The 25471-nt window shown below is 35.5% G+C and carries 26 protein-coding genes and 1 pseudogene; 15 read left to right on the forward strand and 12 right to left on the reverse strand.

The window, feature by feature from the left end; all coding sequences use genetic code 11:
* The first annotated feature begins 166 nt into the window (after positions 1-166).
* Complete coding sequence (locus tag FAF07_RS11370) at positions 167-919, forward strand: tyrosine-type recombinase/integrase (RefSeq protein WP_246067692.1); 753 nt, start codon at positions 167-169, stop codon at positions 917-919.
* Positions 919-2058 (forward strand): IS91 family transposase, encoded by a 1140-nt coding sequence (locus FAF07_RS11375; protein ID WP_142785219.1) that lies wholly within the window; start codon positions 919-921, stop codon positions 2056-2058. The genes FAF07_RS11370 and FAF07_RS11375 overlap by 1 nt, the downstream gene beginning before the upstream one ends.
* Positions 2059-2336: 278 nt before the next feature.
* Here FAF07_RS11375 and FAF07_RS11380 read toward each other — a convergent pair whose 3' ends face one another.
* From FAF07_RS11380 to ltrA (FAF07_RS11395), 3 genes are all read right to left on the reverse strand, one after another.
* Positions 2337-3161 carry a hypothetical protein gene (locus tag FAF07_RS11380; protein ID WP_142785220.1) on the reverse strand — a complete coding sequence of 275 codons (825 nt, stop codon included), beginning with the start codon at positions 3159-3161 and terminating at the stop codon, positions 2337-2339.
* 899 nt (positions 3162-4060) lie between these two features.
* Complete coding sequence (ltrA, locus tag FAF07_RS11390; RefSeq protein ID WP_142785222.1) at positions 4061-5314, reverse strand: group II intron reverse transcriptase/maturase; 1254 nt, start codon at positions 5312-5314, stop codon at positions 4061-4063.
* A gap of 612 nt (positions 5315-5926) precedes the next feature.
* The gene (ltrA, locus tag FAF07_RS11395; protein ID WP_142785223.1) at positions 5927-7189 is read right to left on the reverse strand and encodes a group II intron reverse transcriptase/maturase; all 1263 of its coding nucleotides are present in this window, start codon (positions 7187-7189) and stop codon (positions 5927-5929) included.
* A gap of 753 nt (positions 7190-7942) precedes the next feature.
* Here ltrA (FAF07_RS11395) and FAF07_RS11400 point away from each other — a divergent pair.
* Together FAF07_RS11400 and FAF07_RS11405 are read left to right on the forward strand one after the other, a co-directional pair.
* Positions 7943-8179 carry a hypothetical protein gene (locus tag FAF07_RS11400; protein ID WP_142785224.1) on the forward strand — a complete coding sequence of 79 codons (237 nt, stop codon included), beginning with the start codon at positions 7943-7945 and terminating at the stop codon, positions 8177-8179.
* A gap of 2 nt (positions 8180-8181) precedes the next feature.
* Entirely contained in the window at positions 8182-8499 is a 318-nt protein-coding gene (locus FAF07_RS11405; protein ID WP_142785225.1) for a type II toxin-antitoxin system RelE/ParE family toxin, read from the forward strand.
* Positions 8500-8838: 339 nt separating this feature from the next.
* Here FAF07_RS11405 and FAF07_RS11410 read toward each other — a convergent pair whose 3' ends face one another.
* On the reverse strand, positions 8839-9894 hold the full coding sequence (locus tag FAF07_RS11410; protein WP_142785226.1) for an IS110 family RNA-guided transposase: 1056 nt from the start codon (positions 9892-9894) through the stop codon (positions 8839-8841).
* 186 nt (positions 9895-10080) lie between these two features.
* On the opposite strand from FAF07_RS11410, the gene FAF07_RS11415 reads away from it, so the two are divergent.
* On the forward strand, positions 10081-10443 hold the full coding sequence (locus tag FAF07_RS11415; protein ID WP_142785227.1) for a hypothetical protein: 363 nt from the start codon (positions 10081-10083) through the stop codon (positions 10441-10443).
* Positions 10444-10655: 212 nt separating this feature from the next.
* Here FAF07_RS11415 and ltrA (FAF07_RS11420) read toward each other — a convergent pair whose 3' ends face one another.
* Positions 10656-11936 carry a group II intron reverse transcriptase/maturase gene (ltrA, locus tag FAF07_RS11420; RefSeq protein WP_142783376.1) on the reverse strand — a complete coding sequence of 427 codons (1281 nt, stop codon included), beginning with the start codon at positions 11934-11936 and terminating at the stop codon, positions 10656-10658.
* Positions 11937-12624: 688 nt separating this feature from the next.
* Between ltrA (FAF07_RS11420) and FAF07_RS11425 the strand changes: the two genes are divergently transcribed.
* Positions 12625-12870: an AbrB/MazE/SpoVT family DNA-binding domain-containing protein gene (locus tag FAF07_RS11425; RefSeq protein WP_142785228.1), complete on the forward strand. Its 246-nt coding sequence runs from the start codon at positions 12625-12627 to the stop codon at positions 12868-12870.
* Positions 12861-13184 (forward strand): type II toxin-antitoxin system PemK/MazF family toxin, encoded by a 324-nt coding sequence (locus tag FAF07_RS11430; RefSeq protein ID WP_142785229.1) that lies wholly within the window; start codon positions 12861-12863, stop codon positions 13182-13184. Before FAF07_RS11425 ends, FAF07_RS11430 begins: the two co-directional genes overlap by 10 nt.
* Positions 13185-13304: 120 nt before the next feature.
* Here the strand turns inward: FAF07_RS11430 and ltrA (FAF07_RS11435) are convergent, their stop codons facing one another.
* Complete coding sequence (gene ltrA / locus FAF07_RS11435; RefSeq protein ID WP_142783376.1) at positions 13305-14585, reverse strand: group II intron reverse transcriptase/maturase; 1281 nt, start codon at positions 14583-14585, stop codon at positions 13305-13307.
* Positions 14586-15295: 710 nt separating this feature from the next.
* Between ltrA (FAF07_RS11435) and FAF07_RS11440 the strand changes: the two genes are divergently transcribed.
* Entirely contained in the window at positions 15296-16324 is a 1029-nt protein-coding gene (locus FAF07_RS11440) for a helix-turn-helix domain-containing protein (protein ID WP_142785230.1), read from the forward strand.
* A 115-nt stretch (positions 16325-16439) separates the two neighbouring features.
* Positions 16440-17558, forward strand: a complete 1119-nt coding sequence (locus FAF07_RS11445; RefSeq protein ID WP_142785231.1) for a nuclear transport factor 2 family protein — start codon at positions 16440-16442, stop codon at positions 17556-17558.
* A gap of 300 nt (positions 17559-17858) precedes the next feature.
* Here the strand turns inward: FAF07_RS11445 and FAF07_RS11450 are convergent, their stop codons facing one another.
* Together FAF07_RS11450 and FAF07_RS11455 are read right to left on the reverse strand one after the other, a co-directional pair.
* Positions 17859-18998: an IS91 family transposase gene (locus tag FAF07_RS11450; RefSeq protein ID WP_142785219.1), complete on the reverse strand. Its 1140-nt coding sequence runs from the start codon at positions 18996-18998 to the stop codon at positions 17859-17861.
* On the reverse strand, positions 18998-19750 hold the full coding sequence (locus FAF07_RS11455) for a tyrosine-type recombinase/integrase (RefSeq protein ID WP_246067692.1): 753 nt from the start codon (positions 19748-19750) through the stop codon (positions 18998-19000). Before FAF07_RS11455 ends, FAF07_RS11450 begins: the two co-directional genes overlap by 1 nt.
* Positions 19751-20814: 1064 nt before the next feature.
* Between FAF07_RS11455 and FAF07_RS11460 the strand changes: the two genes are divergently transcribed.
* Positions 20815-21408, forward strand: a complete 594-nt coding sequence (locus FAF07_RS11460) for a toxin-antitoxin system YwqK family antitoxin (protein ID WP_142785232.1) — start codon at positions 20815-20817, stop codon at positions 21406-21408.
* Between the two features lie 95 nt (positions 21409-21503).
* On the opposite strand, the gene FAF07_RS11465 is transcribed toward FAF07_RS11460, so the two are convergent.
* The 3 genes from FAF07_RS11465 to FAF07_RS11475 are packed head-to-tail and all read right to left on the reverse strand — an operon-like array spanning position 21504 to position 22897.
* Entirely contained in the window at positions 21504-22151 is a 648-nt protein-coding gene (locus FAF07_RS11465; protein ID WP_142785233.1) for a class I SAM-dependent methyltransferase, read from the reverse strand.
* Positions 22152-22191: 40 nt separating this feature from the next.
* Positions 22192-22440 (reverse strand): helix-turn-helix transcriptional regulator, encoded by a 249-nt coding sequence (locus FAF07_RS11470; RefSeq protein WP_142785234.1) that lies wholly within the window; start codon positions 22438-22440, stop codon positions 22192-22194.
* Between the two features lies 1 nt (position 22441).
* Entirely contained in the window at positions 22442-22897 is a 456-nt protein-coding gene (locus FAF07_RS11475; RefSeq protein ID WP_142785235.1) for a hypothetical protein, read from the reverse strand.
* Between the two features lie 283 nt (positions 22898-23180).
* Here FAF07_RS11475 and FAF07_RS18565 point away from each other — a divergent pair, with 283 nt between their 5' ends.
* Together FAF07_RS18565 and FAF07_RS11480 are read left to right on the forward strand one after the other, a co-directional pair.
* Positions 23181-23339 (forward strand): hypothetical protein, encoded by a 159-nt coding sequence (locus FAF07_RS18565; RefSeq protein ID WP_185956565.1) that lies wholly within the window; start codon positions 23181-23183, stop codon positions 23337-23339.
* Positions 23308-23481: pseudogene (locus FAF07_RS11480) on the forward strand (ATP-binding protein); the annotation flags it as partial. The gene FAF07_RS18565 and the pseudogene FAF07_RS11480, both read left to right, overlap by 32 nt.
* 48 nt (positions 23482-23529) lie before the next feature.
* Here the strand turns inward: FAF07_RS11480 and FAF07_RS11485 are convergent.
* A complete protein-coding gene (locus FAF07_RS11485) occupies positions 23530-23730 on the reverse strand; it encodes a hypothetical protein (RefSeq protein WP_142785236.1) in 201 nt (66 codons plus the stop codon).
* 398 nt (positions 23731-24128) lie between these two features.
* On the opposite strand from FAF07_RS11485, the gene FAF07_RS11490 reads away from it, so the two are divergent.
* The 3 genes from FAF07_RS11490 to FAF07_RS11500 all read left to right on the forward strand — a co-directional run bounded on the left by FAF07_RS11490 (position 24129) and on the right by FAF07_RS11500 (position 25419).
* Positions 24129-24362 (forward strand): thioredoxin family protein, encoded by a 234-nt coding sequence (locus FAF07_RS11490; protein WP_142785237.1) that lies wholly within the window; start codon positions 24129-24131, stop codon positions 24360-24362.
* 66 nt (positions 24363-24428) lie between these two features.
* Entirely contained in the window at positions 24429-25154 is a 726-nt protein-coding gene (locus FAF07_RS11495; RefSeq protein ID WP_142785238.1) for a hypothetical protein, read from the forward strand.
* A 1-nt stretch (position 25155) separates the two neighbouring features.
* Positions 25156-25419 (forward strand): DUF2024 family protein, encoded by a 264-nt coding sequence (locus FAF07_RS11500; RefSeq protein ID WP_142785239.1) that lies wholly within the window; start codon positions 25156-25158, stop codon positions 25417-25419.
* The last annotated feature ends 52 nt before the right edge of the window (positions 25420-25471 follow it).

Here is a 25471-nt window from a genome sequence, read left to right on the forward strand (position 1 = left end):
TTGTATCTAAATTTTAAAATGAATATTATGTTTAAAAAAAAGTAAAACCATTGCTGAACGCGCTTTTGATGAAGTTGCAGGTTTCAGTACCCTTCAAGACAAGTTGGAGCAAAGTTTTTCCATTAATGGCAAAGCCAAAAGCACCTTAAACAATTACCTCAGGTGTTTGGCTCACCTTGCTTTGCATTATAAGCAGAGTCCCGAAACACTCTCTGTAGAAAGCATTGAATCTTACCTTTATTACTGCCAAAAACTTCACAAAACGCCTTCTGAAAGTTTCTTTAAACACACCATTTTCGGTCTTAGAGCCGCCTATAAGGTTATGGGTATGGCGGGTAAACGTGTGGCGTTACCTCAAATTAAACGCGACTTAAAACTGCCGATAGTTTTGAGCCAAGATGAAGTGAAACGTCTTTTAAAAGCGCCCAAGCATCTAAAACACCGTTTAATTATTGGCATGCTTTACGGCTGCGGACTTCGTAGCTACGAGTTGTGTGACTTAAAACTGTCAGACATCGATTTTGATCGGAAAACCGTATTTATTCCCAAGAAAAAAGGGAAGATTGATCGTTATGTACCTTTAAGCAAGTTCTTAATCAGAGGGCTGAATACGTACATCAAAACTGAAAATCCTCAAATCTATCTTTTTAACAGTCAGGTCACCAAACAAGGAAAGCCTCAAGGGCTTACCACCAATGGCATCCGCTGGGTAATTAAAGAAAGCCGTAGTAAAATAGGCAGTTCCAAAAAGATAACCGCCCACACCTTTGCCACACATTTGTTGGAATACGGTGTAAACCTAGTGAGTTTAAAAGAACTTTTGGGACATGCGCATATTGAAATGACTTTAACCTATCTGCATGTGGCCAATCTACCCAGTGGTTCGAAATTTTCTCCACTGGACAAACTCTACGATTAATGCGTTCCCGACATACGGTCGCTGACATTTTAGAGATGGAACAGCTACAGCTCAGCAACTTGAGCTTGACCTCTTGGCATTACCGAGCTTTGCAGGCCATCAGGAGGTGCCGCACCAAAGCGATGGGCGGTCATATTGATAAATGCGATTGTTGCCACGCATTGCACATCAGTTACAACAGTTGCAGGAACAGACATTGCCCAACCTGCCAAGGACATAAACGTGAAGAGTGGATTCGGGCACGAGAAGGCGAACTTTTAAATGTTCCTTATTTTCATTTGGTGTTTACCATTCCAAGTGAGTTTAACAGTTATGCTTTGAGCCACGGAAAAATAGTGTACGGTAGTTTGTTTAGGGCAGCATGGCAGACTTTACAGCAATTTGGCAACAATCCCAAACACTTGGGTGGAAGCATGGGGATGATTGCAGTGCTGCATACTTGGGGTCAGAATATGAGTTTGCACCCGCACTTGCACTGCATTGTGCCAGGGGGTGGTTTGAGTCAATCTGGAAGATGGAAAAAGGCAAAGAACAATGGTAACTACTTGTTCAATGTAAAATCCATGAGCCAAGTGTTTCGAGCAAAATATATAGCAGAACTCAGAAAGAATGACTTAAAAATTCCTCAGAAAACATACAATGATCTGTTCGGTAAAAAATGGGTGGTTTATGCCAAACAACCTTTTAGAAGTCCAAAATATGTGATAGAATACTTGGGTAGATATACCCACAAAATAGCGATTAGCAACCATCGGATTAGGGATGTGGATTGTAAAAATAAGAAGGTCACTTTTACTGCCAAGGATTACCGTCGTGCTGGTAAGAAAACCAATTTAACAGTATCAAGTGCGGAGTTTATTAGGCGCTTTGCCATGCATATTTTACCCAAAGGATTTACCCGCATACGGCATTATGGCATTTTAAGCAGCCCTTGGAAAAAGGAGAAACTACCAAAACTACAAGCTGAACTGGCTACAGTAAAAATAGAATGTATTAAAACAGACAACCCCGTTTTGCACCGCCAATGTCCTGTTTGTAAAAAGGGAAGACTACATACCATTTTATTGTTTAATGAACGTGGACCACCCGAAAATTGGCGCGTTTTACTAAAAGACAAAAAATTGAATATGAGTAACTAAAAATCATTCTGCAAAAGCGGCCTGGCTTTGCTATGCCTTAACTTTAGAATGAATTGATAAAAAACAGAAATTTTAAGTTAAAAACTACTAAAAACCCACCAAGAATGTAAAAAAAAGTGATCTCTATACGCTTTGATCGCATCAATCGCATCGCAATCTCCAATCAACCTTCTATAAACGCATCGTTTTACCCATAGCACGGCAAATCAACCGGATTCGTCAACACAGAATTCAGCTCTGGCCTATCGGCGAGCCGAATTCTTAGTTATTGGCAACAGTTATTTTTTTCGACTCCAATAGTTTGTTGAAACTGGCAAAACTTCATTGTTAGGCCCTTTCATAAACATAAATGGGATTTCGTTCTTTTTATTTTTCTCCATATATTCTTTCAATCCGAACTGAATGTCAATGATTGATTCTGTTGTTTTGTTTAAAAGCCAGAATAAAATAAAAGAGATTGATAAATCATTATCCTTTCCAAGTTCTCTTAATTCACTAAAATTTTTATTGAATGTCGAAGAAACTATAATTTTCGTTTCAACTTTTCCTTTCATTAATTCTATTAAGAGTGATGATTTTCCGTTATCATTTCCGATGTGAATTAAATAAGACCTATGGTCATAAAGTCTTCCAATAAATGTTCTATCTAAATTGTCAATTAGTTCACTAAAGTTAGTTTGAGATAATTCATTCTTTTGGTCTCGAACAGATTTAGCGAATTGAGTCCATTTAATTTTCTTCTGATTTTTAATACACAAGAAACCTACTAAATTACTTACGTAGTCAAATGCAGAAACAATATGAAATATTACACTATCAAATAAAGATGAAATATCCGATTTTCTATTCTCAAAATAGATTTGCATACTAATTTGCCCATTTTCTTTAGAATAAATATCGGTTAATTCTTGGTCGAGTGAATTTAGAAGGTTCACAAGAATATTTATATGCAGTCTGGTTGCTCTTAAACGATAAAGTATGTTATCTCTAAATTCATAGATTTTTTTGTCATTAAAACTAGAATCTAAATAATGCTTATAATCCATTCCAATCGCAATCATATTGTTATCTATTGCTTGGAAATCTTTCAGAACGTTTTTCATTTCCAATTTTAAATCAACAATATTTTTATAAGGTCTATTTTCTCGCAATTATTCGGTTTTTTCTAATTCTGACTAACGTTCTTGTTTTTTTTCCTTGTTTTTTAGACTTCTAAAAAGTCAAAACATTCGTCCACTTTAAGAGAAAAAATATTAGAGTTGTAACTCCGATACTGACGAAAATTGCTCCTTGCCAATAAAATAATCTCGTTCCCCAATTTTTCCATGTCCCTTTGCTAAAAACTTCATTTTTGAAATAATTCTTAGAAATTCTCCAATAAAGAAATATGATTATTAAAAATAGTACTATTGCAATAATCCAAATATTTTCCATTTTTTAGTTAAGATGTTTTTAATTGTTGCCAACGTTAGTATAACTAGTCATAGCACCCTACGGGATGCTACGATAGTTATACTAACGTTGTGGGCAAGTTCTTTAAAGAGAAAACCCGGCTCGTTTTTAGCATTTTGGAATTCAATTTCCGCCAAGCCCGGGCGTAAAAACCCAATTTTTTTGGCGCACAAAAACGAAAATTCCAGCTAACGTTCCTGCCTGTTTGTTAATGTCGTTCCCTGGCGGATGAGCAAGGTTGCGGATATTTTTTTGGCCGTTTCCCTTTTTCGGGGTTCGGTAACTGAATTTCCGTTTTTTACCAGTGGCCTTTTTCCATCTGCCAACTGCCGAAACTCCAATCTGGGCGCTTTATTTTTTTGGCCGTTGTTTATCTGCAATATAAAAAATCGGGTTTTTGGACAATGGCCACTGGTTTTTTGCCAACTATTTGCGTAATGGGTCAAAACCTGCCCACAGTCGAGTAAGCCAGGGGATTTTCACCCCTAACTTCTCACAGAACCGTACGTGAACCTCTCAATTCATACGGCTCTTATTATGTAGTCAATAGTTAGGTTAACTGATAACCCAACGCCCAATGATAAAACATATTTGGATAATCTTTAGTAATACGTCTTAACCATTTTACGGCTAAAACCCGACTTCTTTTGAAGCGTTTATACTTGTTCAAAATCCATTTAATAATGCGATGATGGAGATAGTAAAAAACAGGTTTAAGAGCGTTACGCTTTATTTTCCCATAATAATTTATCCAACCCCTAATTTTAGGGTTTAGCATAAATGCTAGGTCTTGTAAATTAGATTGAGTTTTGTTATGAATGTTCAATTCCCTTAAATCTTTTAGAATTCGCTTCTTAGATTTTCGGCTCATCTTACAATCATATTGTAAAAAGAATCCTCCCTTTCTTAGTTTAATCATAATAGGACGGAAACTAAAACCTAGAAAATCAAACTGCACTGGTAATCCTTTTAGATTTCTTCCCTGTTTCTTGCAGTACACTATTTTCGTCTTTTGCGGATGAACACGGAGCCCACATTGCTTAAAACGTTCGGTTACTTTATCAAGCAAATACTTTGCTTCCCGTTGTGTGCTGCAATGAATAATCATATCATCAGCATAACGAACCATTTGTATTTCAGGAAAATGACTTGCAAGCCATTTATCTATACAATAATGTAAAAACAAATTGGATAGCAATGGACTAATTACTCCTCCCTGCGGAGTTCCTTTTCCTTTTGAGTGTATTAATGTACCATCTTCAAGTTGGATAGGTGCTTCTAACCATCTCTTAATATACATTTGCACCCATGTTTCAGGAACATGAACTTGTAGCGCTTTAAAGAGTAATTCGTGGTTGACATTCTCAAAAAATTCTTGAATATCTAAATCTATTACCCAACTGTATTTTCGTGCGTTTTTCTGCACTTCTTTTACAGCTTGGTGCGCACTCTTGTTTGGTCTATAACCATAAGAGTTGTCCATAAATTCAGCATCCAAGCGCGGTTCGATATACGTTTTGATAACCTGCTGTGCGATTCGGTCGCCAACCGTTGGGATTCCTAATGGACGTGTTTTACCGCCGTCTTTTGGAATATCTACACGTTTAACATTTGATGAAAAGTAACTCCCAGAAGATAACCGATTCCAGATTTTATACAATTCTTTAGAACGAACTTTTTCAAATTCCTCCAAGGTCCGTAAATCCACTCCAGCACTTCCTTTGTTCCTTTTTACCAGTTTATACGCATCCCATACCATCATCTTTGTAATGGGTACTGACTTTGTTTGTTCCTTAAAAATCATCCTTACTTTTTAAGTTGTTTTTAATTCTAAACTACATAATTGAATCCCTTTGCTCCACTTCCATTACAGAGGCTTCAACACTAATACGGATTCATCCGCCACCTAAACAAATATTGGTAATCGCCTTACAGGTACTTCCTGCTTGGTTTTTCCCTTTCATACTTTGTTTAGGTTTCCTGTGTTCCAAAATAAAGCCTAAATAAAAGTCATGCCTCCTTTATGACGGTTGCCGTATAGCCAGTAATTAGGTTGCCGCTATACTTATCCCTAAAACCTCGATAGTCCTTAGGTTTTGACAACAACTTGCCTTTTCGTCACTTCATCGGATGGTTCGCTTTCGCTCATCTCTCTTATTCACACCTGACTGTTTTAAACAGCCTTTTCTTCTATCGCTTCATGCACCGTTGTTACCGCTGGCACATCATAAAAGTGGTTTGATTAGTGCTCCTAAAAGCCCTAATCGGAAGGTCTACTTCCATCTTAATTTTAGTTACGGTGTCAATAGACACCTCACAGCACACATCGAGTAGACGGCTCTCCTGACTAAAGGAGAGTGCGCCTCTCACACCACCGTACGTACGGGTCTCGTATACGGCGGTTCGATAATGAAACTTATCGTTTGTAGTATTCAATTAAACTAACATAACCTTTCCTCTTTAAACGTTTTATGGTAATGGTAGTCCGTAGTATAGGACTTTGAGCGACTGCCCATCCTCCCATTCTTGTACGACTCCACGCATAGGCATGGTCTTGGTCAATTCCTAGACGAATCAGGTTTTTCCGTTTTCGTTCTGGTTTCTTCCAATGATGCCATATGCAATACCGTAATCGGTTTCTTAACCACTCTTCCAGCTTTTTAAGTTTCGCTTGAATGGATGCCGGTCTAAAGTAATTTATCCAACCACGTATTAGCAGATTGATACGGTCGATACGTTCTTCAAAACTTGCGGGTATCGTCTTTTTGGTAAGGTATTTAAGCTTTGCTTTGAATTCCTTCCATTTGGACGGTTTTACCACCAGTTGATATTTACCTTTTTCTCCTTTCTTGTAGGTCGGTACAAAACCAAACCCTAATACTTGGAAACTTAAAGGCTTACGTATACCACTTTTCTCCCTGTTTATTGGCAGTTGAAGTTTGTCTTTCAGGAACTTGTAGATACTGTTACCTACTCGTTTTGCAGACATTTTACTCTTAACATAAATACTGAAGTCATCAGCGTATCTTACATAGCGATGTCCTCGTTGCTCTAATTCTTTATCCAACTCATTGAGCAGGATATTAGAGAGCAATGGACTTAAAGGCGAACCTTGTGGAACACCTTTTTTCCGTTTGTGTAATTTACCATTGATTAGTATCGGGGCTTTAAGAAAACAGCGCAGTAGCTTCATCGTCGGTTTACATTTTACCTTTTTGTAAATCAATTCTAAAAGAATATAGTGTTCTACTTCATCAAAGAAACTCTTTAAATCTATATCTACTATATCCTTAGAGCCTGAATTGATATTTTCTAGGCTCTGTGCAATTGCCTGATGGGCGTTGCGCTGTGGTCTGAATCCATAACTATGCTGTTGAAAGTCTGGCTCGAATATAGGTTGCAAAACTTGATGTAATGCTTGTTGAAACACCCTGTCAACAACCGTGGGAATACCGAGTAATCGTTTCTTCCCGTTGCTTTTTGGTATTTCAACGCCCAATATTGGAGACACCTGATACATCTCTCTTTCTATTTGCCAGATATATCGGTTACCTTGGGTTTGCAATATAGATTTGAGTTCAGTGATATGAACTCTGTCTATGCCTGCTGAACCCTTGTTACGATATACCCGCTCATAGGCATAGTTTAGATTCTTTTTACTTGTTAATTGTTTAATCATTAATACTAAATTGATTTGCTGTCTCGCTTAATCAAAGGCTATTATTTTACTGGAAAGCTATCCGTAACGTAAAACAACTCCTGAGTTTATTAAAGACCATTATCGTTCTGTCCTTCACCAACCTATCAGGCGGTCGGTTACTATGACTTCTGCTGACTTCTCTACTTTACCAACTCGTGGTTATAGAGACCTCCCCAGGTAATGGCATCTTCTTTCACTCAATCGCTGCCGTATCTACATAAATACACTTTTGGTAATCTTTTGGGCGTTACAATGATGTGCTTGCTTACCCGTGCATAAATGCCTCGTATACGGTTTCTGTTCGTCAGTACCGAGCTTTGTAGTCCTGCTTCCTTTAGTCCTAGTTTCGCAACTAGCAACCTTGCAGCTTACTAATGGTTCAAGGCCGTACCCCTGCCCATAAGGGACTTGCACCCTCTAGATTAATTATTTACCTTTCGGTAAATTTAAAGATGCCCATGCTGGGCACACACAATGGCTATAGTTAATACGGGTTTTGGCGCTTAACCCAAAGTTTGGTGTATTTTTATAAAGTCCGCCAAATCTTTTGATTTGGCTTTAGAACAAAAAAGATAAAACAAAATAAAAAGTTTTGGCTAATTGCTTAATCGGAAATTAATTACTTTTAATTCCCGTACTAACCATAGCCGAGACGTTGCCAGTAATGCAAAAAAACCGTTTTCAATCAAATAATTAAGTTAAAAATTGTATTTTTGATTAAATACTCGAATTATGGATTTACAAACTAGAAAACTCAATTTAATAACCTATTTGGCTCAAATTAAGGACGAAATATTTTTTGATAAACTAGAAAATTATATCCTAAAGAAAGAAGTTGAACATAATCCAGGCTTAAAACCATTTACTGTTGAGGAGTTAATCAATAGAATTGAGAAGTCTGAATTGGATTTAAAAAACGGAAACTTTAAAAGTCAAGAAGATTTAGAGAAAATATCTGCAAATTGGTAGGAATGAAAATAGTTTGGACTGATTTTGCTATCAGAAATTTAAAGGACATTTTTGACTATTATTCTACTAAAGCTAATAAAAAGGTTGCTCATAAAATTAGAAGACAAATCCTTAAATCTTCAAAACAGCTTAAAAATAATCCGAATTCTGGCCCAATTGAATCAAGCCTCACAATACTTAAGAAAAATCATAGGTATTTAGTGAGCGGAAACTACAAATTGATTTACAGACTAATAGATAATCAAGTAATAATAAATGATGTTTTTGACACAAGGCAAAATCCATCTAAAATGAATGATGAAAAGCGAAAAGCGGAATAAAGCACTACTGGCAACACCGTGTCCTATGAAAAGCACTAGCCTAGTTCTTCAAAGTTAATATTTATTTTTTTAATTATCTCATAATGATGATTCTGTGGTGTTGGAATGTTGATAATTCCGATAGGATTATCAATATTTCAATCGCCTTTAAATAACTTGCTCCGCATCCTATATGTGATCCATTGTAAAACTTGATGGTCACCAGCATCTGTATGATTATAAGTTATAATAAACCTGGCCACTTGCTATAAATGTGTGATACCTATTAATCTGGTTCACCTACGGTGTTCTGTGATACAGGTTTTGCTACTTCTTTGTGAGCTTGGTTATTGATTTATATTATTCTATAACACCTATGGTGTAGGGTGTTTCTGTTTTTATGACCGCTAAGGTTCTACTCAATAATTTACGTGCTATTTTCACTATGATGCTCTTTGCGTTCTTCCCTACGTGTTTTCTATAATAGGCTTGCATCACAGGATCTGTACGTATGGCTTGCCATGAGGCTTCTATAAAATAACTCCGCATTAATCGGTGTGCTCGCATGGTAATGCCTGTGTGCCTTTGGTTGTCTCCACTTTGGTGAATTCCTGGTGCTAGACCTACATAGCCCGCCAAACGTTTTATGCTATTAAAGCGGCGCAAATCTCCCAACTCGCAGATGATACCACAAGCGACAATACCTCCTATTCCTGGAATACTGCGTAAAAGATAATAGTCCTTTTTATAATGCTTGCGACAATAAGCCCGAAGTTTGGTAGACACATCGCGTAATTCCTTATCTATAAATCTGAAGTTTCGCATCCTGCTATCCAAAGTCTCTCGAGCTGTGGGATGACTAAAAGTCAAGGCGTCTAGCCAATCTCTAAATTTATGACTCCAATGATCATTATCAAAGGCCTCTGGAATGCTTACGCCAAAATACAATAACTGCATTTTTATGTAACTCTTCACCCGTCTAAAATCCTTGACCAAGTCGTTGCGTCTTCTAAAAAGACTACGTAGTTGCTCACGCTCTACTTCTGGAATAGTAATACTCTCCAATCTGCCATCCTTTAGTTCTCTGGCTATTAATTGGGCATCGATCTTATCGGTCTTGGTAAAGCGTTCTTTTCCCTTGCGATGGATATCTGCTGGATTTACAACCAGTGAGCGCCAGCCATATCCTTCAAAATTGCGATGGGCGTAATAACCACAGCAGCCTGCTTCGTAAGCTGTTGAAACTTCATGACCCTTAAAATGGGTAGTGACATACGTTTTTAATAACTCTGGCTTTGGTGGCATGGTAAAGGACTTTCCTGAAAATAAATCCGTAGCACAGTGAATTTTCCAACTACGTTTGTGAATGTCAATACCAATGTATAACTTTGGTTGGGCAGTAATTTGAGTGTTCATATCTTTTAAGTTTTTGTGAATTATAAAGATACTTGACTTACTGCTTTTTCATGGATGCTATAATTAATGGCTAGTTTTAGGTTAATTAAGAAAATCCTCTCGGATTTTCTATCTGGTGTTTATTTGCTAAATTAGGTACTTAAACACGCCACTAATCATATACATAAACGTTAGCTTTAATTTAAAATGCACCACGTTAAAGAATTTATAATAGATAATAAAGACAAAATATTTGACTCAATTTCGGCTATTGGACTGATTCTTGACATGATAGGTGTTTATTTATTATTTAAGTTAAAAGATAAATATTTCGACAGACTAAAAATCGCATTTAAAATAGAACGTAAAATTCCATTTGCAGGAGATTCTAAACCTGTTAATTTAGTTAACTCATCTATAAGGATTTTAAAAAATGAATTTAATGACATGATTAATGAATTAACTTTAAAAAACCAAGAAACGAGTAAAAAAGCCAACAAAGCAATGGTATTAATAATATTGGGTTTTGGATTACAGTTTTTAGTATATGCAATAAAGATATTTCACTAACTGAATAGTGTTTTGTAAAAAAAATATAAAAAGATATTGCGGTACCCATCAAAAAAATATGGAATAAAAGAAACATATAATCTGACTTTAAACCAAAAAAATAGATTATGATTAGAGCAAAAACTAAAGCTAATTGAGTAGACGGGTGACGACTTAAAAGTCGTCACTGCGCCTCTCACACCACCGTACGTACGGGTCTCGTATACGGCGGTTCACCAAATTGAAGTTTGCGTATTATTAATGTAATCTAACAAAGGTTTATACCCTTTTCGTTTAAGTCTAGAGACTGTAATAGTAGTCTTTAGAATAGGACTTTGAGCAACTGCCCAGCCTCCCATTCTTGTTCTACTCCAAGCATAGGCTTGTCCGATTTCTATACCTAATTGAATTAGGTTTTTACGTTTCCGTTCTAGTTTCTTCCAATCGTGCCAAATACAATAGCGCAACCGATTTCTTAGCCACTCATCTAGCTTTTTACTTTTTGCATAGATGTTGGTTAAGCGGTAATTGTTCATCCAGCCTCGGCAGACTTGATTAAGTCGTTCGAGTCGTTCTAACAACGACATGGGTTTGGTTTTCTTGGTTATACTTTTTAGGTTACGTTTAAACTTTGCCCAACTTTTATTGGCTACCACTAGTACATATTGTCCTTTTACACCCTTTTTATAGATGGGTACAAAACCATGCCCGAGTAACTCAAAGTTTACAGGTCTGCGGATGCCACTTTTGGCTTTGTTTATAGGTAATTTAAGTTTATCTTTTAAGAAGACAAACAGTCTATTTCCTATTTGTTTAGCCTCGCTTTTGCTTTTGGCGTAAACGCTAAAATCATCAGCGTAGCGAACATAACGCAAGCCCATGCTTTTCATTTCTTTGTCCAAAACATCTAACATAATATTAGATAATAAGGGACTAATTGGACTGCCTTGCGGGATGCCTTTTCTGCGCTTTTGGAGTTTTCCATCTATTAATATGGGAACTCTAAGCCATTTTCGGATTAATCGCAAAGTGGTCGGACATTTTACCTTGTGGTAAATAAGTTGCAGTAAGATACAGTGGTCTACTTGGTCAAAGAATCCTTCTAAATCAATATCTACAATATCTTGATAACCAGAATTGATATACGTTTGAGCTTGTAATACTGCTTTTTGGATGTTCTTTTGTGGACGGAAACCGTAACTAACGGGTTCAAAATCATATTCAAAATGAACCATTAATTGTTGACTTACCGCTTTTTGAAGCCACCTATCGACTACAGTTGGTATTCCTAATAGTCGGGTTTTACCCTGTCCTTTTGGAATGGTTACTCCTAATATTGAATTTGGATTATAGCTGTTTGTGCGAATAGTCGATAGTATAGTCGAACGGTTTTCTAATATATAAGCGGAAAGCTCCGTTGTTTTCATACCATCTACACCGCTCGCGCCTTTATTGCGCTCCACTTGTCGTGTTGCTTTAAAAAGGTTTGTTGCTGATAATACGTTTTCAATCATAGGTTTAATAATTCGTGTACTCCTGTTGGTTTAAAACTAGGCTAGCTAGGCATCCTAATCGAATTCCAACGTAATTTAATGTTCTGTCCTTCCCTACTTGTGAGACCATCTGAGGTATTGCCTCAACTCGTTTCCCGTAGGTACTATGACCTCTGCTGACTTCTCCAAATAACCAACTCGTAGTTTTGGAGACCTCCCCAGGTAATGACATCTTCTTTCTCTCAATCACTGCCGTATCTACATATTTACCCTTTTGGTGTTCGTTGGGCGTTACAATGATGTGCTTGCTTACCCAAGTAAATATGCCTCTGTATACGATTTCTGTTCGTCAGTACCGAGTTTTGTAGTTCCGCTTCCTTCAGATAGAACCTCACGGTTTTCACCCTTGCGACTTACTAATGCTTCAAGACGTTACTCCTGTACATAAGGGACTTGCACCCTCTAGATTAATTATTTACCTTTCCGTAAATAAAAGATGCCCATGCTGGGCACACACAACGTATAACAGCAAATAGCGGGTATTGTACTGAAAATTGTCATTTCAGAGATCAAGTAACAAACCACAAAACCGACAAGAACGTGTCCTTACTCCACGCCACTTGCGTTATACAAGACCGTTGCCATTAATACCAGAAAAACTTTGCGGATTGAAAAAAATGTACTAACTTTGTAATTACAAAACAAAGTTATGGAAACAGCAATTATAAAAATTGGAAATTCAAAAGGTCTGCGTTTAAGCAAGACTATTTTGGAAAAATACAACATAAAAGACAAAGTCGAAATGATTTTAGAAAAAGGACAAATAATCCTAAAGCCAATTGATAGCCCAAGAAAAAATTGGGGAAAAGCGTTTGAAGAGATGCGTGAAAATAATGATGACCGATTATTATTCAATGATGTCTTTGAGGACGAAAATTTTGAGGAATGGAATTAGAACAGTATTCAATCGTACTCGTAAATCTTGACCCAACAATAGGTAGCGAAATTAAAAAAACAAGACCTTGTGTAATTGTTTCGCCAAACGAAATTAATAAGTTTTTAAGAACAATCGTAGTTGCACCAATGACAACGAACTTGAAAAATTATCCAACCAGAATTAAAGTAAAGCATAACGGAAAAAAAGGAATGATTGCAATCGACCAAATTCGGACAATTGACAAATCTCGAATAATAAAAAAGTTTGACCAATTATCGAAATCTGAAATACAGAAATGCAAAGATATTATCAGAGAAACTTTTGTGGATTAAAACTGACTTTTGAACAAAAAAACGAAAAGTACTAATGCCAATTGAGTAGACGGGTGACGACTTAAAAGTCGTCACTGCGCCTCTCACACCACCGTACGTACGGGTCTCGTATACGGCGGTTCACCAAATTGAAGTTTGCGTATTATTAATGTAATCTAACAAAGGTTTATACCCTTTTCGTTTAAGTCTAGAGACTGTAATAGTAGTCTTTAGAATAGGACTTTGAGCAACTGCCCAGCCTCCCATTCTTGTTCTACTCCAAGCATAGGCTTGTCCGATTTCTATACCTAATTGAATTAGGTTTTTACGTTTCCGTTCTAGTTTCTTCCAATCGTGCCAAATACAATAGCGCAACCGATTTCTTAGCCACTCATCTAGCTTTTTACTTTTTGCATAGATGTTGGTTAAGCGGTAATTGTTCATCCAGCCTCGGCAGACTTGATTAAGTCGTTCGAGTCGTTCTAACAACGACATGGGTTTGGTTTTCTTGGTTATACTTTTTAGGTTACGTTTAAACTTTGCCCAACTTTTATTGGCTACCACTAGTACATATTGTCCTTTTACACCCTTTTTATAGATGGGTACAAAACCATGCCCGAGTAACTCAAAGTTTACAGGTCTGCGGATGCCACTTTTGGCTTTGTTTATAGGTAATTTAAGTTTATCTTTTAAGAAGACAAACAGTCTATTTCCTATTTGTTTAGCCTCGCTTTTGCTTTTGGCGTAAACGCTAAAATCATCAGCGTAGCGAACATAACGCAAGCCCATGCTTTTCATTTCTTTGTCCAAAACATCTAACATAATATTAGATAATAAGGGACTAATTGGACTGCCTTGCGGGATGCCTTTTCTGCGCTTTTGGAGTTTTCCATCTATTAATATGGGAACTCTAAGCCATTTTCGGATTAATCGCAAAGTGGTCGGACATTTTACCTTGTGGTAAATAAGTTGCAGTAAGATACAGTGGTCTACTTGGTCAAAGAATCCTTCTAAATCAATATCTACAATATCTTGATAACCAGAATTGATATACGTTTGAGCTTGTAATACTGCTTTTTGGATGTTCTTTTGTGGACGGAAACCGTAACTAACGGGTTCAAAATCATATTCAAAATGAACCATTAATTGTTGACTTACCGCTTTTTGAAGCCACCTATCGACTACAGTTGGTATTCCTAATAGTCGGGTTTTACCCTGTCCTTTTGGAATGGTTACTCCTAATATTGAATTTGGATTATAGCTGTTTGTGCGAATAGTCGATAGTATAGTCGAACGGTTTTCTAATATATAAGCGGAAAGCTCCGTTGTTTTCATACCATCTACACCGCTCGCGCCTTTATTGCGCTCCACTTGTCGTGTTGCTTTAAAAAGGTTTGTTGCTGATAATACGTTTTCAATCATAGGTTTAATAATTCGTGTACTCCTGTTGGTTTAAAACTAGGCTAGCTAGGCATCCTAATCGAATTCCAACGTAATTTAATGTTCTGTCCTTCCCTACTTGTGAGACCATCTGAGGTATTGCCTCAACTCGTTTCCCGTAGGTACTATGACCTCTGCTGACTTCTCCAAATAACCAACTCGTAGTTTTGGAGACCTCCCCAGGTAATGACATCTTCTTTCTCTCAATCACTGCCGTATCTACATATTTACCCTTTTGGTGTTCGTTGGGCGTTACAATGATGTGCTTGCTTACCCAAGTAAATATGCCTCTGTATACGATTTCTGTTCGTCAGTACCGAGTTTTGTAGTTCCGCTTCCTTCAGATAGAACCTCACGGTTTTCACCCTTGCGACTTACTAATGCTTCAAGACGTTACTCCTGTACATAAGGGACTTGCACCCTCTAGATTAATTATTTACCTTTCCGTAAATAAAAGATGCCCATGCTGGGCACACACACTGTATATAGCAAATAGGGCATTCGGTGGTTTGTGAAACTTTGGTAGTTATTTGAAACACCGCCAAATCGTTGATTTGGCTTTTAAGAATGAGTAATTTAAAAACAAAATAAACGATTTGGCTCAGTGCAAACTTGAAAGTTTATCGCTTTCTACTGCCCTACTTGCCATATACTAACAGTTAGCCACAAGCTGATGAAACTAAAATTACAAATTGAATTTAGATAACAACCTCTTATTTTTTTTCAGTGCATTAGGTGCTTTTAACAGTCTTGTTTTAAGTATCTATTTTTTGGTGTTCAAAAAAGCAAAGCTATCTTCAAATTATTTTTTAGGTGCCTTATTGGCTGTTTTGAGCATTAGAGTTTGGAAATCTATTTTTTTCTATTTTAATCCGAACTTATCAAAAATTTATCTGCAAATAGGTTTGTCTGCTTGTATTTTTATTGGACCGTTCTTGTATTTTTTTTTAAGAACTAAACTATCAAATTCTAAAAAACATACAAAGTACTTTATTTTTCAGTTAGTCATATTACTTTTGTTGGTATTGTTAGTTGGAATTCTTTATCCTTATGAAACAAATCCAGATTTATGGGGAACAGTCTTCTATAAAGTAATTAATTACCAATGGCTTTTGTATATTATTGCATCTATAACACTTATAAAACCTGTTTTTAAAAAAAGTATTCGATCGAAAACTAGTTTAAATTATGATGAAATTTTTGCCATAAGTGTATTTATAGGAGTTTTAATAATCTGGCTTTCTTACTTTTTCGCATCCTATACTTCATATATTATGGGAGCAATAACTTTTTCATTTTCAATATATCTATCAATATTAGTTATCTATTTCAAAAGAAAAACTTCCAATAAAAAAGAAAAATATGCTGATAATAAAATTAATGCAAATGATGCGAGTGAATTATTATTAAAAATCGACCAAGCTATACAAGAGCAAGAATTATACAAAAATCCTAATTTAACTTTAACTAAACTTGCTAAAGATTTAAATATTCGTTCTCATTTAATTTCTCAATTACTAAATGATAATCTAAACAAAAACTTTTCGTTATATATTAACGAATACAGAATTAAAGAAGCAAAAAGAATTTTGAAATTAGAACCCAATTTAAAAATAGAAGTTATTGCAGAAATGTGTGGTTTTAACTCTAATAGCACTTTCTATACTGCTTTCAAAAAAATCACCAATACTACCCCCTCCAAATATTTAAGTTCTACATAGTTTCTATATTCCTGATTTATACATTAGGAGTTTCAATGTATAAATCTTTAAGGTTTTATAATGGCTACTGTTTTAATATTGCTTAAAAGTTATTTAACAATTAAAAACAGATCTTATGAAATATTTACTTTTAGTTATTGCTACTGTATTAATTAGTAGTCAAACATTTTCTCAAACAGATGAAAGTCGGATAAAAAACACTTTACTAAATTATATCAATGGGACTTCATATAATAATACCAAACTCATTGAAAAAGCGTTTTATCCCGAAGCTAATTTATATCTAACAAAAAATAAGGACGAACTCTGGACCGTTCCTATTTCTGAATATACGAGTTGGTATACAAAGGCAACTCCTGGAAAATTTAATGGGAGAACGGGAAATGTTTTATCCATAGAATATTTTAACAATATTGCGATGGCAAAAGCTGAAATAGTGATACCTGCAAAGAATACAAGATACATAGATATGTTTTTGTTGAAAAAAATTAATAATGAATGGAAAATAATTAGCAAAAGTGCCGATAGCCAAAAAAGCAATGCTAATAGCAATAGAATTCTTTTTATTGTTTCAAATGCACACTATTATGGAGATTCTAAATTACCAACAGGAAATAGTTATTCTGAAATAGTAAATGCCTATGATACCTTTAAAAAGGCAGGATACACAGTTGATTTTGTTAGCCCAAAAGGTGGAAGTATTCCTTTAGCATATATCAACACTACAGATTCTTTGCAAAAAACCTACTTGTATAATGCAGACTTTATGTATGCTCTAAAAAACACAAAAAATCCAAACCAAATAAACCCGAACCAATATAAAGCTGTACATTATATTGGTGGAGGAAGCGCGATGTTTGGCGTACCTGAAAATAATGCCATTCAGAAAATAGTAATGACAATTTATGAAGAGAAAAATGGAATTATATCATCTGTTTGTCACGGAACAGCAGGCATAGTTCATCTAAAAACAAAAGATGGAAAGTTTCTAGTTGCAGGTAAAACTATAAATGGGTATCCAGATGCATTTGAAAGAGAAGGTGCTGAATATTTAAAGCAATTTCCTTTTTTTATTACAAAAACTATTGAAGAACACGGAGGTATTTTTAAATATTCACCGAGAAATTCTGTACACGTTGAAGTAGATGGAAATTTAATTACAGGACAAAATTATTTATCTTCAAAGACAGTGGCTTTAAAAATTATTGAGAACCTAGAGAATCACAAAAACTAATTAAATATTAACAGAACAAAGCCAGTGGCTAATAACTAAGAATTCGGCTCGCCGATAGGCCAGAGCTGAATTCTGTGTTGACGAATCCGGTTGATTTGCCGTGCTATGGGTAAAACGATGCGTTTATAGAAGGTTGATTGGAGATTGCGATGCGATTGATGCGATCAAAGCGTATAGAGATCACTTTTTTTTACATTCTTGGTGGGTTTTTAGTAGTTTTTAACTTAAAATTTCTGTTTTTTATCAATTCATTCTAAAGTTAAGGCATAGCAAAGCCAGGCCGCTTTTGCAGAATGATTTTTAGTTACTCATATTCAATTTTTTGTCTTTTAGTAAAACGCGCCAATTTTCGGGTGGTCCACGTTCATTAAACAATAAAATGGTATGTAGTCTTCCCTTTTTACAAACAGGACATTGGCGGTGCAAAACGGGGTTGTCTGTTTTAATACATTCTATTTTTACTGTAGCCAGTTCAGCTTGTAGTTTTGGTAGTTTCTCCTTTTTCCAAGGGCTGCTTAAAATGCCATAATGCCGTATGCGGGTAAATCCTTTGGGTAAAATATGCATGGCAAAGCGCCTAATAAACTCCGCACTTGATACTGTTAAATTGGTTTTCTTACCAGCACGACGGTAATCCTTGGCAGTAAAAGTGACCTTCTTATTTTTACAATCCACATCCCTAATCCGATGGTTGCTAATCGCTATTTTGTGGGTATATCTACCCAAGTATTCTATCACATATTTTGGACTTCTAAAAGGTTGTTTGGCATAAACCACCCATTTTTTACCGAACAGATCATTGTATGTTTTCTGAGGAATTTTTAAGTCATTCTTTCTGAGTTCTGCTATATATTTTGCTCGAAACACTTGGCTCATGGATTTTACATTGAACAAGTAGTTACCATTGTTCTTTGCCTTTTTCCATCTTCCAGATTGACTCAAACCACCCCCTGGCACAATGCAGTGCAAGTGCGGGTGCAAACTCATATTCTGACCCCAAGTATGCAGCACTGCAATCATCCCCATGCTTCCACCCAAGTGTTTGGGATTGTTGCCAAATTGCTGTAAAGTCTGCCATGCTGCCCTAAACAAACTACCGTACACTATTTTTCCGTGGCTCAAAGCATAACTGTTAAACTCACTTGGAATGGTAAACACCAAATGAAAATAAGGAACATTTAAAAGTTCGCCTTCTCGTGCCCGAATCCACTCTTCACGTTTATGTCCTTGGCAGGTTGGGCAATGTCTGTTCCTGCAACTGTTGTAACTGATGTGCAATGCGTGGCAACAATCGCATTTATCAATATGACCGCCCATCGCTTTGGTGCGGCACCTCCTGATGGCCTGCAAAGCTCGGTAATGCCAAGAGGTCAAGCTCAAGTTGCTGAGCTGTAGCTGTTCCATCTCTAAAATGTCAGCGACCGTATGTCGGGAACGCATTAATCGTAGAGTTTGTCCAGTGGAGAAAATTTCGAACCACTGGGTAGATTGGCCACATGCAGATAGGTTAAAGTCATTTCAATATGCGCATGTCCCAAAAGTTCTTTTAAACTCACTAGGTTTACACCGTATTCCAACAAATGTGTGGCAAAGGTGTGGGCGGTTATCTTTTTGGAACTGCCTATTTTACTACGGCTTTCTTTAATTACCCAGCGGATGCCATTGGTGGTAAGCCCTTGAGGCTTTCCTTGTTTGGTGACCTGACTGTTAAAAAGATAGATTTGAGGATTTTCAGTTTTGATGTACGTATTCAGCCCTCTGATTAAGAACTTGCTTAAAGGTACATAACGATCAATCTTCCCTTTTTTCTTGGGAATAAATACGGTTTTCCGATCAAAATCGATGTCTGACAGTTTTAAGTCACACAACTCGTAGCTACGAAGTCCGCAGCCGTAAAGCATGCCAATAATTAAACGGTGTTTTAGATGCTTGGGCGCTTTTAAAAGACGTTTCACTTCATCTTGGCTCAAAACTATCGGCAGTTTTAAGTCGCGTTTAATTTGAGGTAACGCCACACGTTTACCCGCCATACCCATAACCTTATAGGCGGCTCTAAGACCGAAAATGGTGTGTTTAAAGAAACTTTCAGAAGGCGTTTTGTGAAGTTTTTGGCAGTAATAAAGGTAAGATTCAATGCTTTCTACAGAGAGTGTTTCGGGACTCTGCTTATAATGCAAAGCAAGGTGAGCCAAACACCTGAGGTAATTGTTTAAGGTGCTTTTGGCTTTGCCATTAATGGAAAAACTTTGCTCCAACTTGTCTTGAAGGGTACTGAAACCTGCAACTTCATCAAAAGCGCGTTCAGCAATGGTTTTACTTTTTTTTAAACATAATATTCATTTTAAAATTTAGATACAAATTAATAAATCTATTATATTTACAAAAGAACTCCCCTTCGAAGACTCGGAGATGGGCTTCCGACCGGTAGGGAGGATTCGTTCAACACAACCTATAAACAATACGTGCTTAGCTGCTTAAGATATAAACCCGGAATATCGACCAACACCGCCAAACCTTTTGGATTTGGCATTAAATAAAAAAAGAAAAAGCAAAACAAAAAGGTTTGGCTAATTGCGTGGCGGAAAGTAAACGTTAGTTTGCCCCCGTACTGTTCATAGCTCAACCGTTGCCATTCATTGCGCAACGCACTCTGAACGGAAAAAAATGTAGTTATTTTTTTGAATTTTAAGAAAGTAAAAACCGAAAAATTATGTTGCTGAATTTTTAAAATTGTGCTGATTTCTCACTCAAATGTGGAATAAAAATCACATCGGACTTTTTAGCTCGTTTGCGGAATCGGAATCTGAATTGAAAACAAAAAATCGAACTGTGTGCGGAATTTAGCAAGTTGCGGAATTGCTTACTCAATCGGAATTGAAAAAGTTTGCGGATTATTCCGTTAACTGAACTGATTCAAACAAAAAAGAGGTTTCAGCTGATTATAATTGTCTTCTTGCCCTTTTGTTTCTACTGCTACGGAAATTCTTCCCTCTTCTGGTAAAGTAAATTACAAAACCAAAAAGCACGCTTATAGCAATAATTAAAATTGTTATCTGATAAAATTCTTCTGGTAAATTCATATTTAAATATACGAAAAAAACAACGAAATGGCAACACCGTGTATAATTAATTGCTTGGTTACTGCCGACTTACGAACATTCCTGCGGAATATTCTATCTGTTATTTATTTGCTAAATTAGTTGCTTAACCAAGCAACTAACCATACACAACACGTTAGGCACAATTTGACAAACCAATGAAGTTATCGATTTTAATATTACTTTTTTCTACCATTTCTGGGTTTAGCCAAGAAATAAAATTCAATCTTTTTTTGAAAGATTCTTGTTCTAACGAAATTGAAAGAAGTACTTATTATCATCTTGAAAAAGATGGAACAGAATATAATATATCGGACTTTGACGGAACAATAATTCTTCAAACCAAAGGAGAGTATAAACTTGTCGCAACCGAAATTGGAGAAACACATAAAATTGTAATTGACAAACTAATCAATTCGGACACTATAATTAAACCAAGAATTGAAGAATACATAAAGAAAACTAATTTTTCTTATAAAAAAGGCACGAGTAAAGAACAACTTAAAAAACTTGGATTAATTCCTAATTATAAGTTTATGAATTGCTCAAAGGCTTGTGACGGAATTGAAACTGAATATTACTCAAACGGAACAATTCGACTTAACGCTGAATTTAAAAACGGACTTGTAATTGGAGAATTAAAAAGATATTATCAAAACGGAAAAATAAAAGAAATTTCTAATTATGATAATGACGGAATTTTAACAAAAAGAACTCTGTTTCACGAAAATGGAGAAATAAAAAAAGAATAAAAACTGTGCCTAACACCGTATTATTACACGCGCTACGTTGTGTGTCATTATAATCAACTAATTAAAGATCATTATAGTTCGTAATTCATTTCTCCTTATTCTGAGCTTTTCTTTTTTGCTACAACAAAATAACTAGATGCCCCTTTATATATCTTTTCAGAATCAACGGTCTGAAAATTGCCATTTGCCAATAAATCATCCAATTCAATACTTTTAAGTCTTCTTATAGGAATGGGAATAATTCCAGTTTTAGACAATATCCGAACAAGCTGAATCTGAATACTAACTAAAAATGACATTTTATCTCGTAAGCAGGGGGTTACAGAAATAAATAACCCCTCAGGTTTTAATAACTCATGTATTCTTTGCACCACATTTTCTGGGGCAGGTACCGTATGCAACATATTGAAGGCTAGAATTATATCAAACGATTCTTTTTTATATATTTTATCAAAAATATCTGTTTGTGAGAAATTTACATTTTCAACTTTACCATCGATAGCTTTTTGTTTAGCTATTTCAATCATTTTTGATGATATATCAATAGCATGGATTTCTTTCACATAATTGGCAAGTTCACAAGATGTTGTACCTGTCCCACATCCATAATCCAAAACAATATTATTGCCCCTAAGATATTTTTTGGTATTATCTCTAGACTTTTTATGAATGTGTTCAAAACGCTCTTCCGTTCTATCATAATTCTTTGAAGCCTTATCCCAAAATTCTTTTGATTTATTCATTTTATATCTTTTCTATTCGTTTTGAACACATACGCTTTAATCATTTATTTTTCTTTCTCCTTTTGAATTTGTCTTTTGACGAATCATAAGTAAATACTTCATCCAAAGTGACTTTAAAAACGTTTGCTATTCTAAAGGCAAGTTCAAGTGATGGAGAATATTTCCCACTCTCAATAGCTGCTAATGTTTGTCTTGTCACCCCAACTTCATCCGCCAATTGTTGTTGTGTCATTTCATCTTTAAAAAAACGTAGGGTTCTAACTTTATTTTGAATATGATCTTTAATCATCTTAAGCTCCTTTATTATAGAAATATATTTTCCAAACGTCACTCATCAGAGCTGATAAAAAACCAAAAATCAAAATAGTTATAAACATATACTGGACTGAATAACTCATTGAAACAGGAATCATTGAAGCCACAAATCCAAACATGGCAATCCAATGACTGTAACGATCTGATTTCATTTCTATGAGCTTATCTCGCTCATCCATAAATTCTAAATCTTCTTCATCCATATTTCTGTTCTTTACTTTTTTGAAAATTGCAAACAAAATAAACAAGATGATTTTTGCCACAACCATTAGCACTGTCAATTTTAATATGAAAATTCCCCAAAATTGAATATCTAAAACCTTCGACAGATTAATATCTCCTTGAATTCCAAAGACGTAAAATAGATATCCTCCCAATAATAAAATGGTCGTAACGAAATTAAATACTGCTTTTTGTACTTGTATAGACATTATTTATTCTTTTTAATTATGTTAACTAATTATGACACAAAGTTATATATTTTTTACACCATGTAAAATATATTTAACATTTAAAATGAATTAATTTTTTATCACACTGATATATACGCTATTAAAAGTAACGAACACACAACAACGTATCCTATGATTAATTGCTTGGTTCCAGCCTACTTACGAAAATCCTCGCGGATTTTCTATTCAGTTTTTATTTGCTAAATTAGTTGCTTAAACCACGCAAATCATACACAAACACGTTAGGCATAATATGACAAAAATGACAATTTCAGAACAAATACAGCATAGTACAGTAAGAATTGAAACTGTATTAAATAACGGAAATACTTCCACAGGAACAGGTTTCTTTTTTAAGTTTCTTGAAAAAGATAACGGAGAACAAAAACAGACAAGCACTTATGGAAGTTATCGAAGATAGACACGGCAAGCGCAGTACCATTATCGCCTCACAATTCCCTGTTGAAGCCTGGCATCAAATCATAGGAGAACAGACCATTGCAGATGCAATTTTGGATCGATTAGTACACTCAGCTCACAGAATCGATATCCAAGGTGAATAAATGAGAAAGAAATCAATTAAAAAACACTAACTTTAAACCACCAAAGAATCAAATTTGAGCACTTGGTTTGCTATGCTCACTTTTATCAGCCCGAGGTGGCTCACTTTGTCCGTCCTTTCCACTATAGCCTCCTTTTTCGTAGAAAACCACATACCTACCAAAAGGAAGCAATAGATTAAAAAGAGCTTTTAGACTTGCTGCAAATACCATTGGAAATTTAAAAGAAGGACATCTTAATGATTTTTTCAAAAGAATAAATTATAAAAAAGGACGAGCCACCGCTATAAGTGCTACAGCAAGAAAACTCGCTGTTATCATTTGGAATATGCTTGCTAAAGGACGGGATTATAATCCGCCAGAAGCATACTTGTATCTTGACCAAAAGAGGAAATTAAAATTGGTCAACAGAATTAAAAAAAATATAATTAAATTTGAGATTAAACCTGAAGACGTCGGTTTTAGCAATCACTTGATTATCAGAACTTAATATTTGACGTTAGTTGGAAGCTGAAAAAACTGCACGCAATAAACTCTCTAACTAAAAAATAAAGCACACTATTTCAAAAAAGATTACTTAAAATTTGTGTAGTTAGGAATCCTTACTATATTTGTAGGGCAATAATGCATTAATCTAAAAATATAATAAAATGGGTAAATCAATTTTCTATCACGCAGGATGTCCAGTTTGCGTAAGTGCAGAACACGACATTATTAATTTAGTCGGTGCCGACAATGTTGAAGTTGTTAACATTGGCGAAAATAGAGCACGAATTTTAGAAGCGGAAAAAGCTGGTGTTAAATCTGTCCCAGCATTGGTAACACCAAATGGCAATACATTACATATCAATTTTGGTGCTTCGATGGCAGGTGTAAAAGGTTAATTTTTAAAACAAATAGTTAGGATTCCTAACACTAAAGGAAGTCCTAACTTCTTAAAACAAATCAAAATGAAATCAATACTATTATTACTTTCAGCAACGATGCTTTTAAGCACAACAAAATCTTGTGCTCAAGAAAGCGAATATAAAAATGACAACTTCAAGATTAATGAAGTTAGTGTAGTACACGAATCCGATTTAGGCGTTACTATTTGGGAAATAACTGTAGATGGAACAGCAGGAAAAACAACACCTACCAAAGTTGGTCAACTTGATGGTGCGACAGTTTTAGGGTATGTTTTTCCAACAAGTTTAAAACCTAGTGATGTTGGCTTTAATCAAACGGACGGAATTGTTGCACTTGCTCTAACATCACATCCCGATTTTGATGACACACCATTATGGGACGAGAATAGTGACCAAATATTTGATAACGATGGAATTATTTGGCATCCACATTGGGTAATTCTTCACGAGGACAAAAGAGTTGATGGAGGTCTTTCGGTTAAACAATTTAAGAAAGCAGATGAAACAGTTGTTTTACCACCAACAAACCCAGGAATGCCAATGTATATGGATTCACCAGGTTATCCTGTTACAACTAAAAACAACACTATAAAGGTAGTCGTACCAGATTATCGTATGAACAATAGAACAGACTTTAGTTGTGATGGTGTTACTGCATTTATGAAAGTAAATACAAGTAATGAAAATTTACCTATGCTCGGAGTTTACGAAGTTTTTAGTGTGGCAAGTGGAGATTTGTCATTACCATATAAGGTGAAAAACCAATAAAATGAAAGTAGCAGTTTGGGACACTTATGTAAAAATAGAAGATGGGAAAATTATGCACTTCGATATTCTCGTACCAAGTGAAATAAATGACGAACAGACCATATTTAACTTTGGTAAACATTATCTACAATCCAAGTCAGTTAAAACAGAACAATTAACCGCTAAAGAATGTCGTCTTTGTCATATTGAACAGGCTACAGAAGAAATAATTGCATCCATTGAAAAAAATGGTTATTCAATTATTGAAATGGAAAATTGTAATTAATTTAATTAGGATTACTAACTTTGCCTGTCGGACAAATTTCGGCAGGCTTTTT

Origin of the sequence: Changchengzhania lutea, from assembly GCF_006974145.1 — a bacterium.
Taxonomy (GTDB): domain Bacteria; phylum Bacteroidota; class Bacteroidia; order Flavobacteriales; family Flavobacteriaceae; genus Changchengzhania; species Changchengzhania lutea.

Bases quoted from the DNA above. Each gene is read 5' to 3' on its own strand.
- FAF07_RS11375 (WP_142785219.1), top strand. From the start codon at position 919: ATGCGTTCCCGACATACGGTCGCTGACATTTTAGAGATGGAACAGCTA.
- FAF07_RS11380 (WP_142785220.1), bottom strand. From the start codon at position 3,161: ATGAAAAACGTTCTGAAAGATTTCCAAGCAATAGATAACAATATGATT.
- ltrA (WP_142785222.1), bottom strand. From the start codon at position 5,314: ATGATTTTTAAGGAACAAACAAAGTCAGTACCCATTACAAAGATGATG.
- ltrA (WP_142785223.1), bottom strand. From the start codon at position 7,189: ATGATTAAACAATTAACAAGTAAAAAGAATCTAAACTATGCCTATGAG.
- FAF07_RS11400 (WP_142785224.1), top strand. From the start codon at position 7,943: ATGGATTTACAAACTAGAAAACTCAATTTAATAACCTATTTGGCTCAA.
- FAF07_RS11405 (WP_142785225.1), top strand. From the start codon at position 8,182: ATGAAAATAGTTTGGACTGATTTTGCTATCAGAAATTTAAAGGACATT.
- FAF07_RS11410 (WP_142785226.1), bottom strand. From the start codon at position 9,894: ATGAACACTCAAATTACTGCCCAACCAAAGTTATACATTGGTATTGAC.
- FAF07_RS11415 (WP_142785227.1), top strand. From the start codon at position 10,081: ATGCACCACGTTAAAGAATTTATAATAGATAATAAAGACAAAATATTT.
- ltrA (WP_142783376.1), bottom strand. From the start codon at position 11,936: ATGATTGAAAACGTATTATCAGCAACAAACCTTTTTAAAGCAACACGA.
- FAF07_RS11425 (WP_142785228.1), top strand. From the start codon at position 12,625: ATGGAAACAGCAATTATAAAAATTGGAAATTCAAAAGGTCTGCGTTTA.
- FAF07_RS11430 (WP_142785229.1), top strand. From the start codon at position 12,861: ATGGAATTAGAACAGTATTCAATCGTACTCGTAAATCTTGACCCAACA.
- ltrA (WP_142783376.1), bottom strand. From the start codon at position 14,585: ATGATTGAAAACGTATTATCAGCAACAAACCTTTTTAAAGCAACACGA.
- FAF07_RS11445 (WP_142785231.1), top strand. From the start codon at position 16,440: ATGAAATATTTACTTTTAGTTATTGCTACTGTATTAATTAGTAGTCAA.
- FAF07_RS11450 (WP_142785219.1), bottom strand. From the start codon at position 18,998: ATGCGTTCCCGACATACGGTCGCTGACATTTTAGAGATGGAACAGCTA.
- FAF07_RS11460 (WP_142785232.1), top strand. From the start codon at position 20,815: ATGAAGTTATCGATTTTAATATTACTTTTTTCTACCATTTCTGGGTTT.
- FAF07_RS11465 (WP_142785233.1), bottom strand. From the start codon at position 22,151: ATGAATAAATCAAAAGAATTTTGGGATAAGGCTTCAAAGAATTATGAT.
- FAF07_RS11470 (WP_142785234.1), bottom strand. From the start codon at position 22,440: ATGATTAAAGATCATATTCAAAATAAAGTTAGAACCCTACGTTTTTTT.
- FAF07_RS11475 (WP_142785235.1), bottom strand. From the start codon at position 22,897: ATGTCTATACAAGTACAAAAAGCAGTATTTAATTTCGTTACGACCATT.
- FAF07_RS18565 (WP_185956565.1), top strand. From the start codon at position 23,181: ATGACAATTTCAGAACAAATACAGCATAGTACAGTAAGAATTGAAACT.
- FAF07_RS11490 (WP_142785237.1), top strand. From the start codon at position 24,129: ATGGGTAAATCAATTTTCTATCACGCAGGATGTCCAGTTTGCGTAAGT.
- FAF07_RS11495 (WP_142785238.1), top strand. From the start codon at position 24,429: ATGAAATCAATACTATTATTACTTTCAGCAACGATGCTTTTAAGCACA.
- FAF07_RS11500 (WP_142785239.1), top strand. From the start codon at position 25,156: ATGAAAGTAGCAGTTTGGGACACTTATGTAAAAATAGAAGATGGGAAA.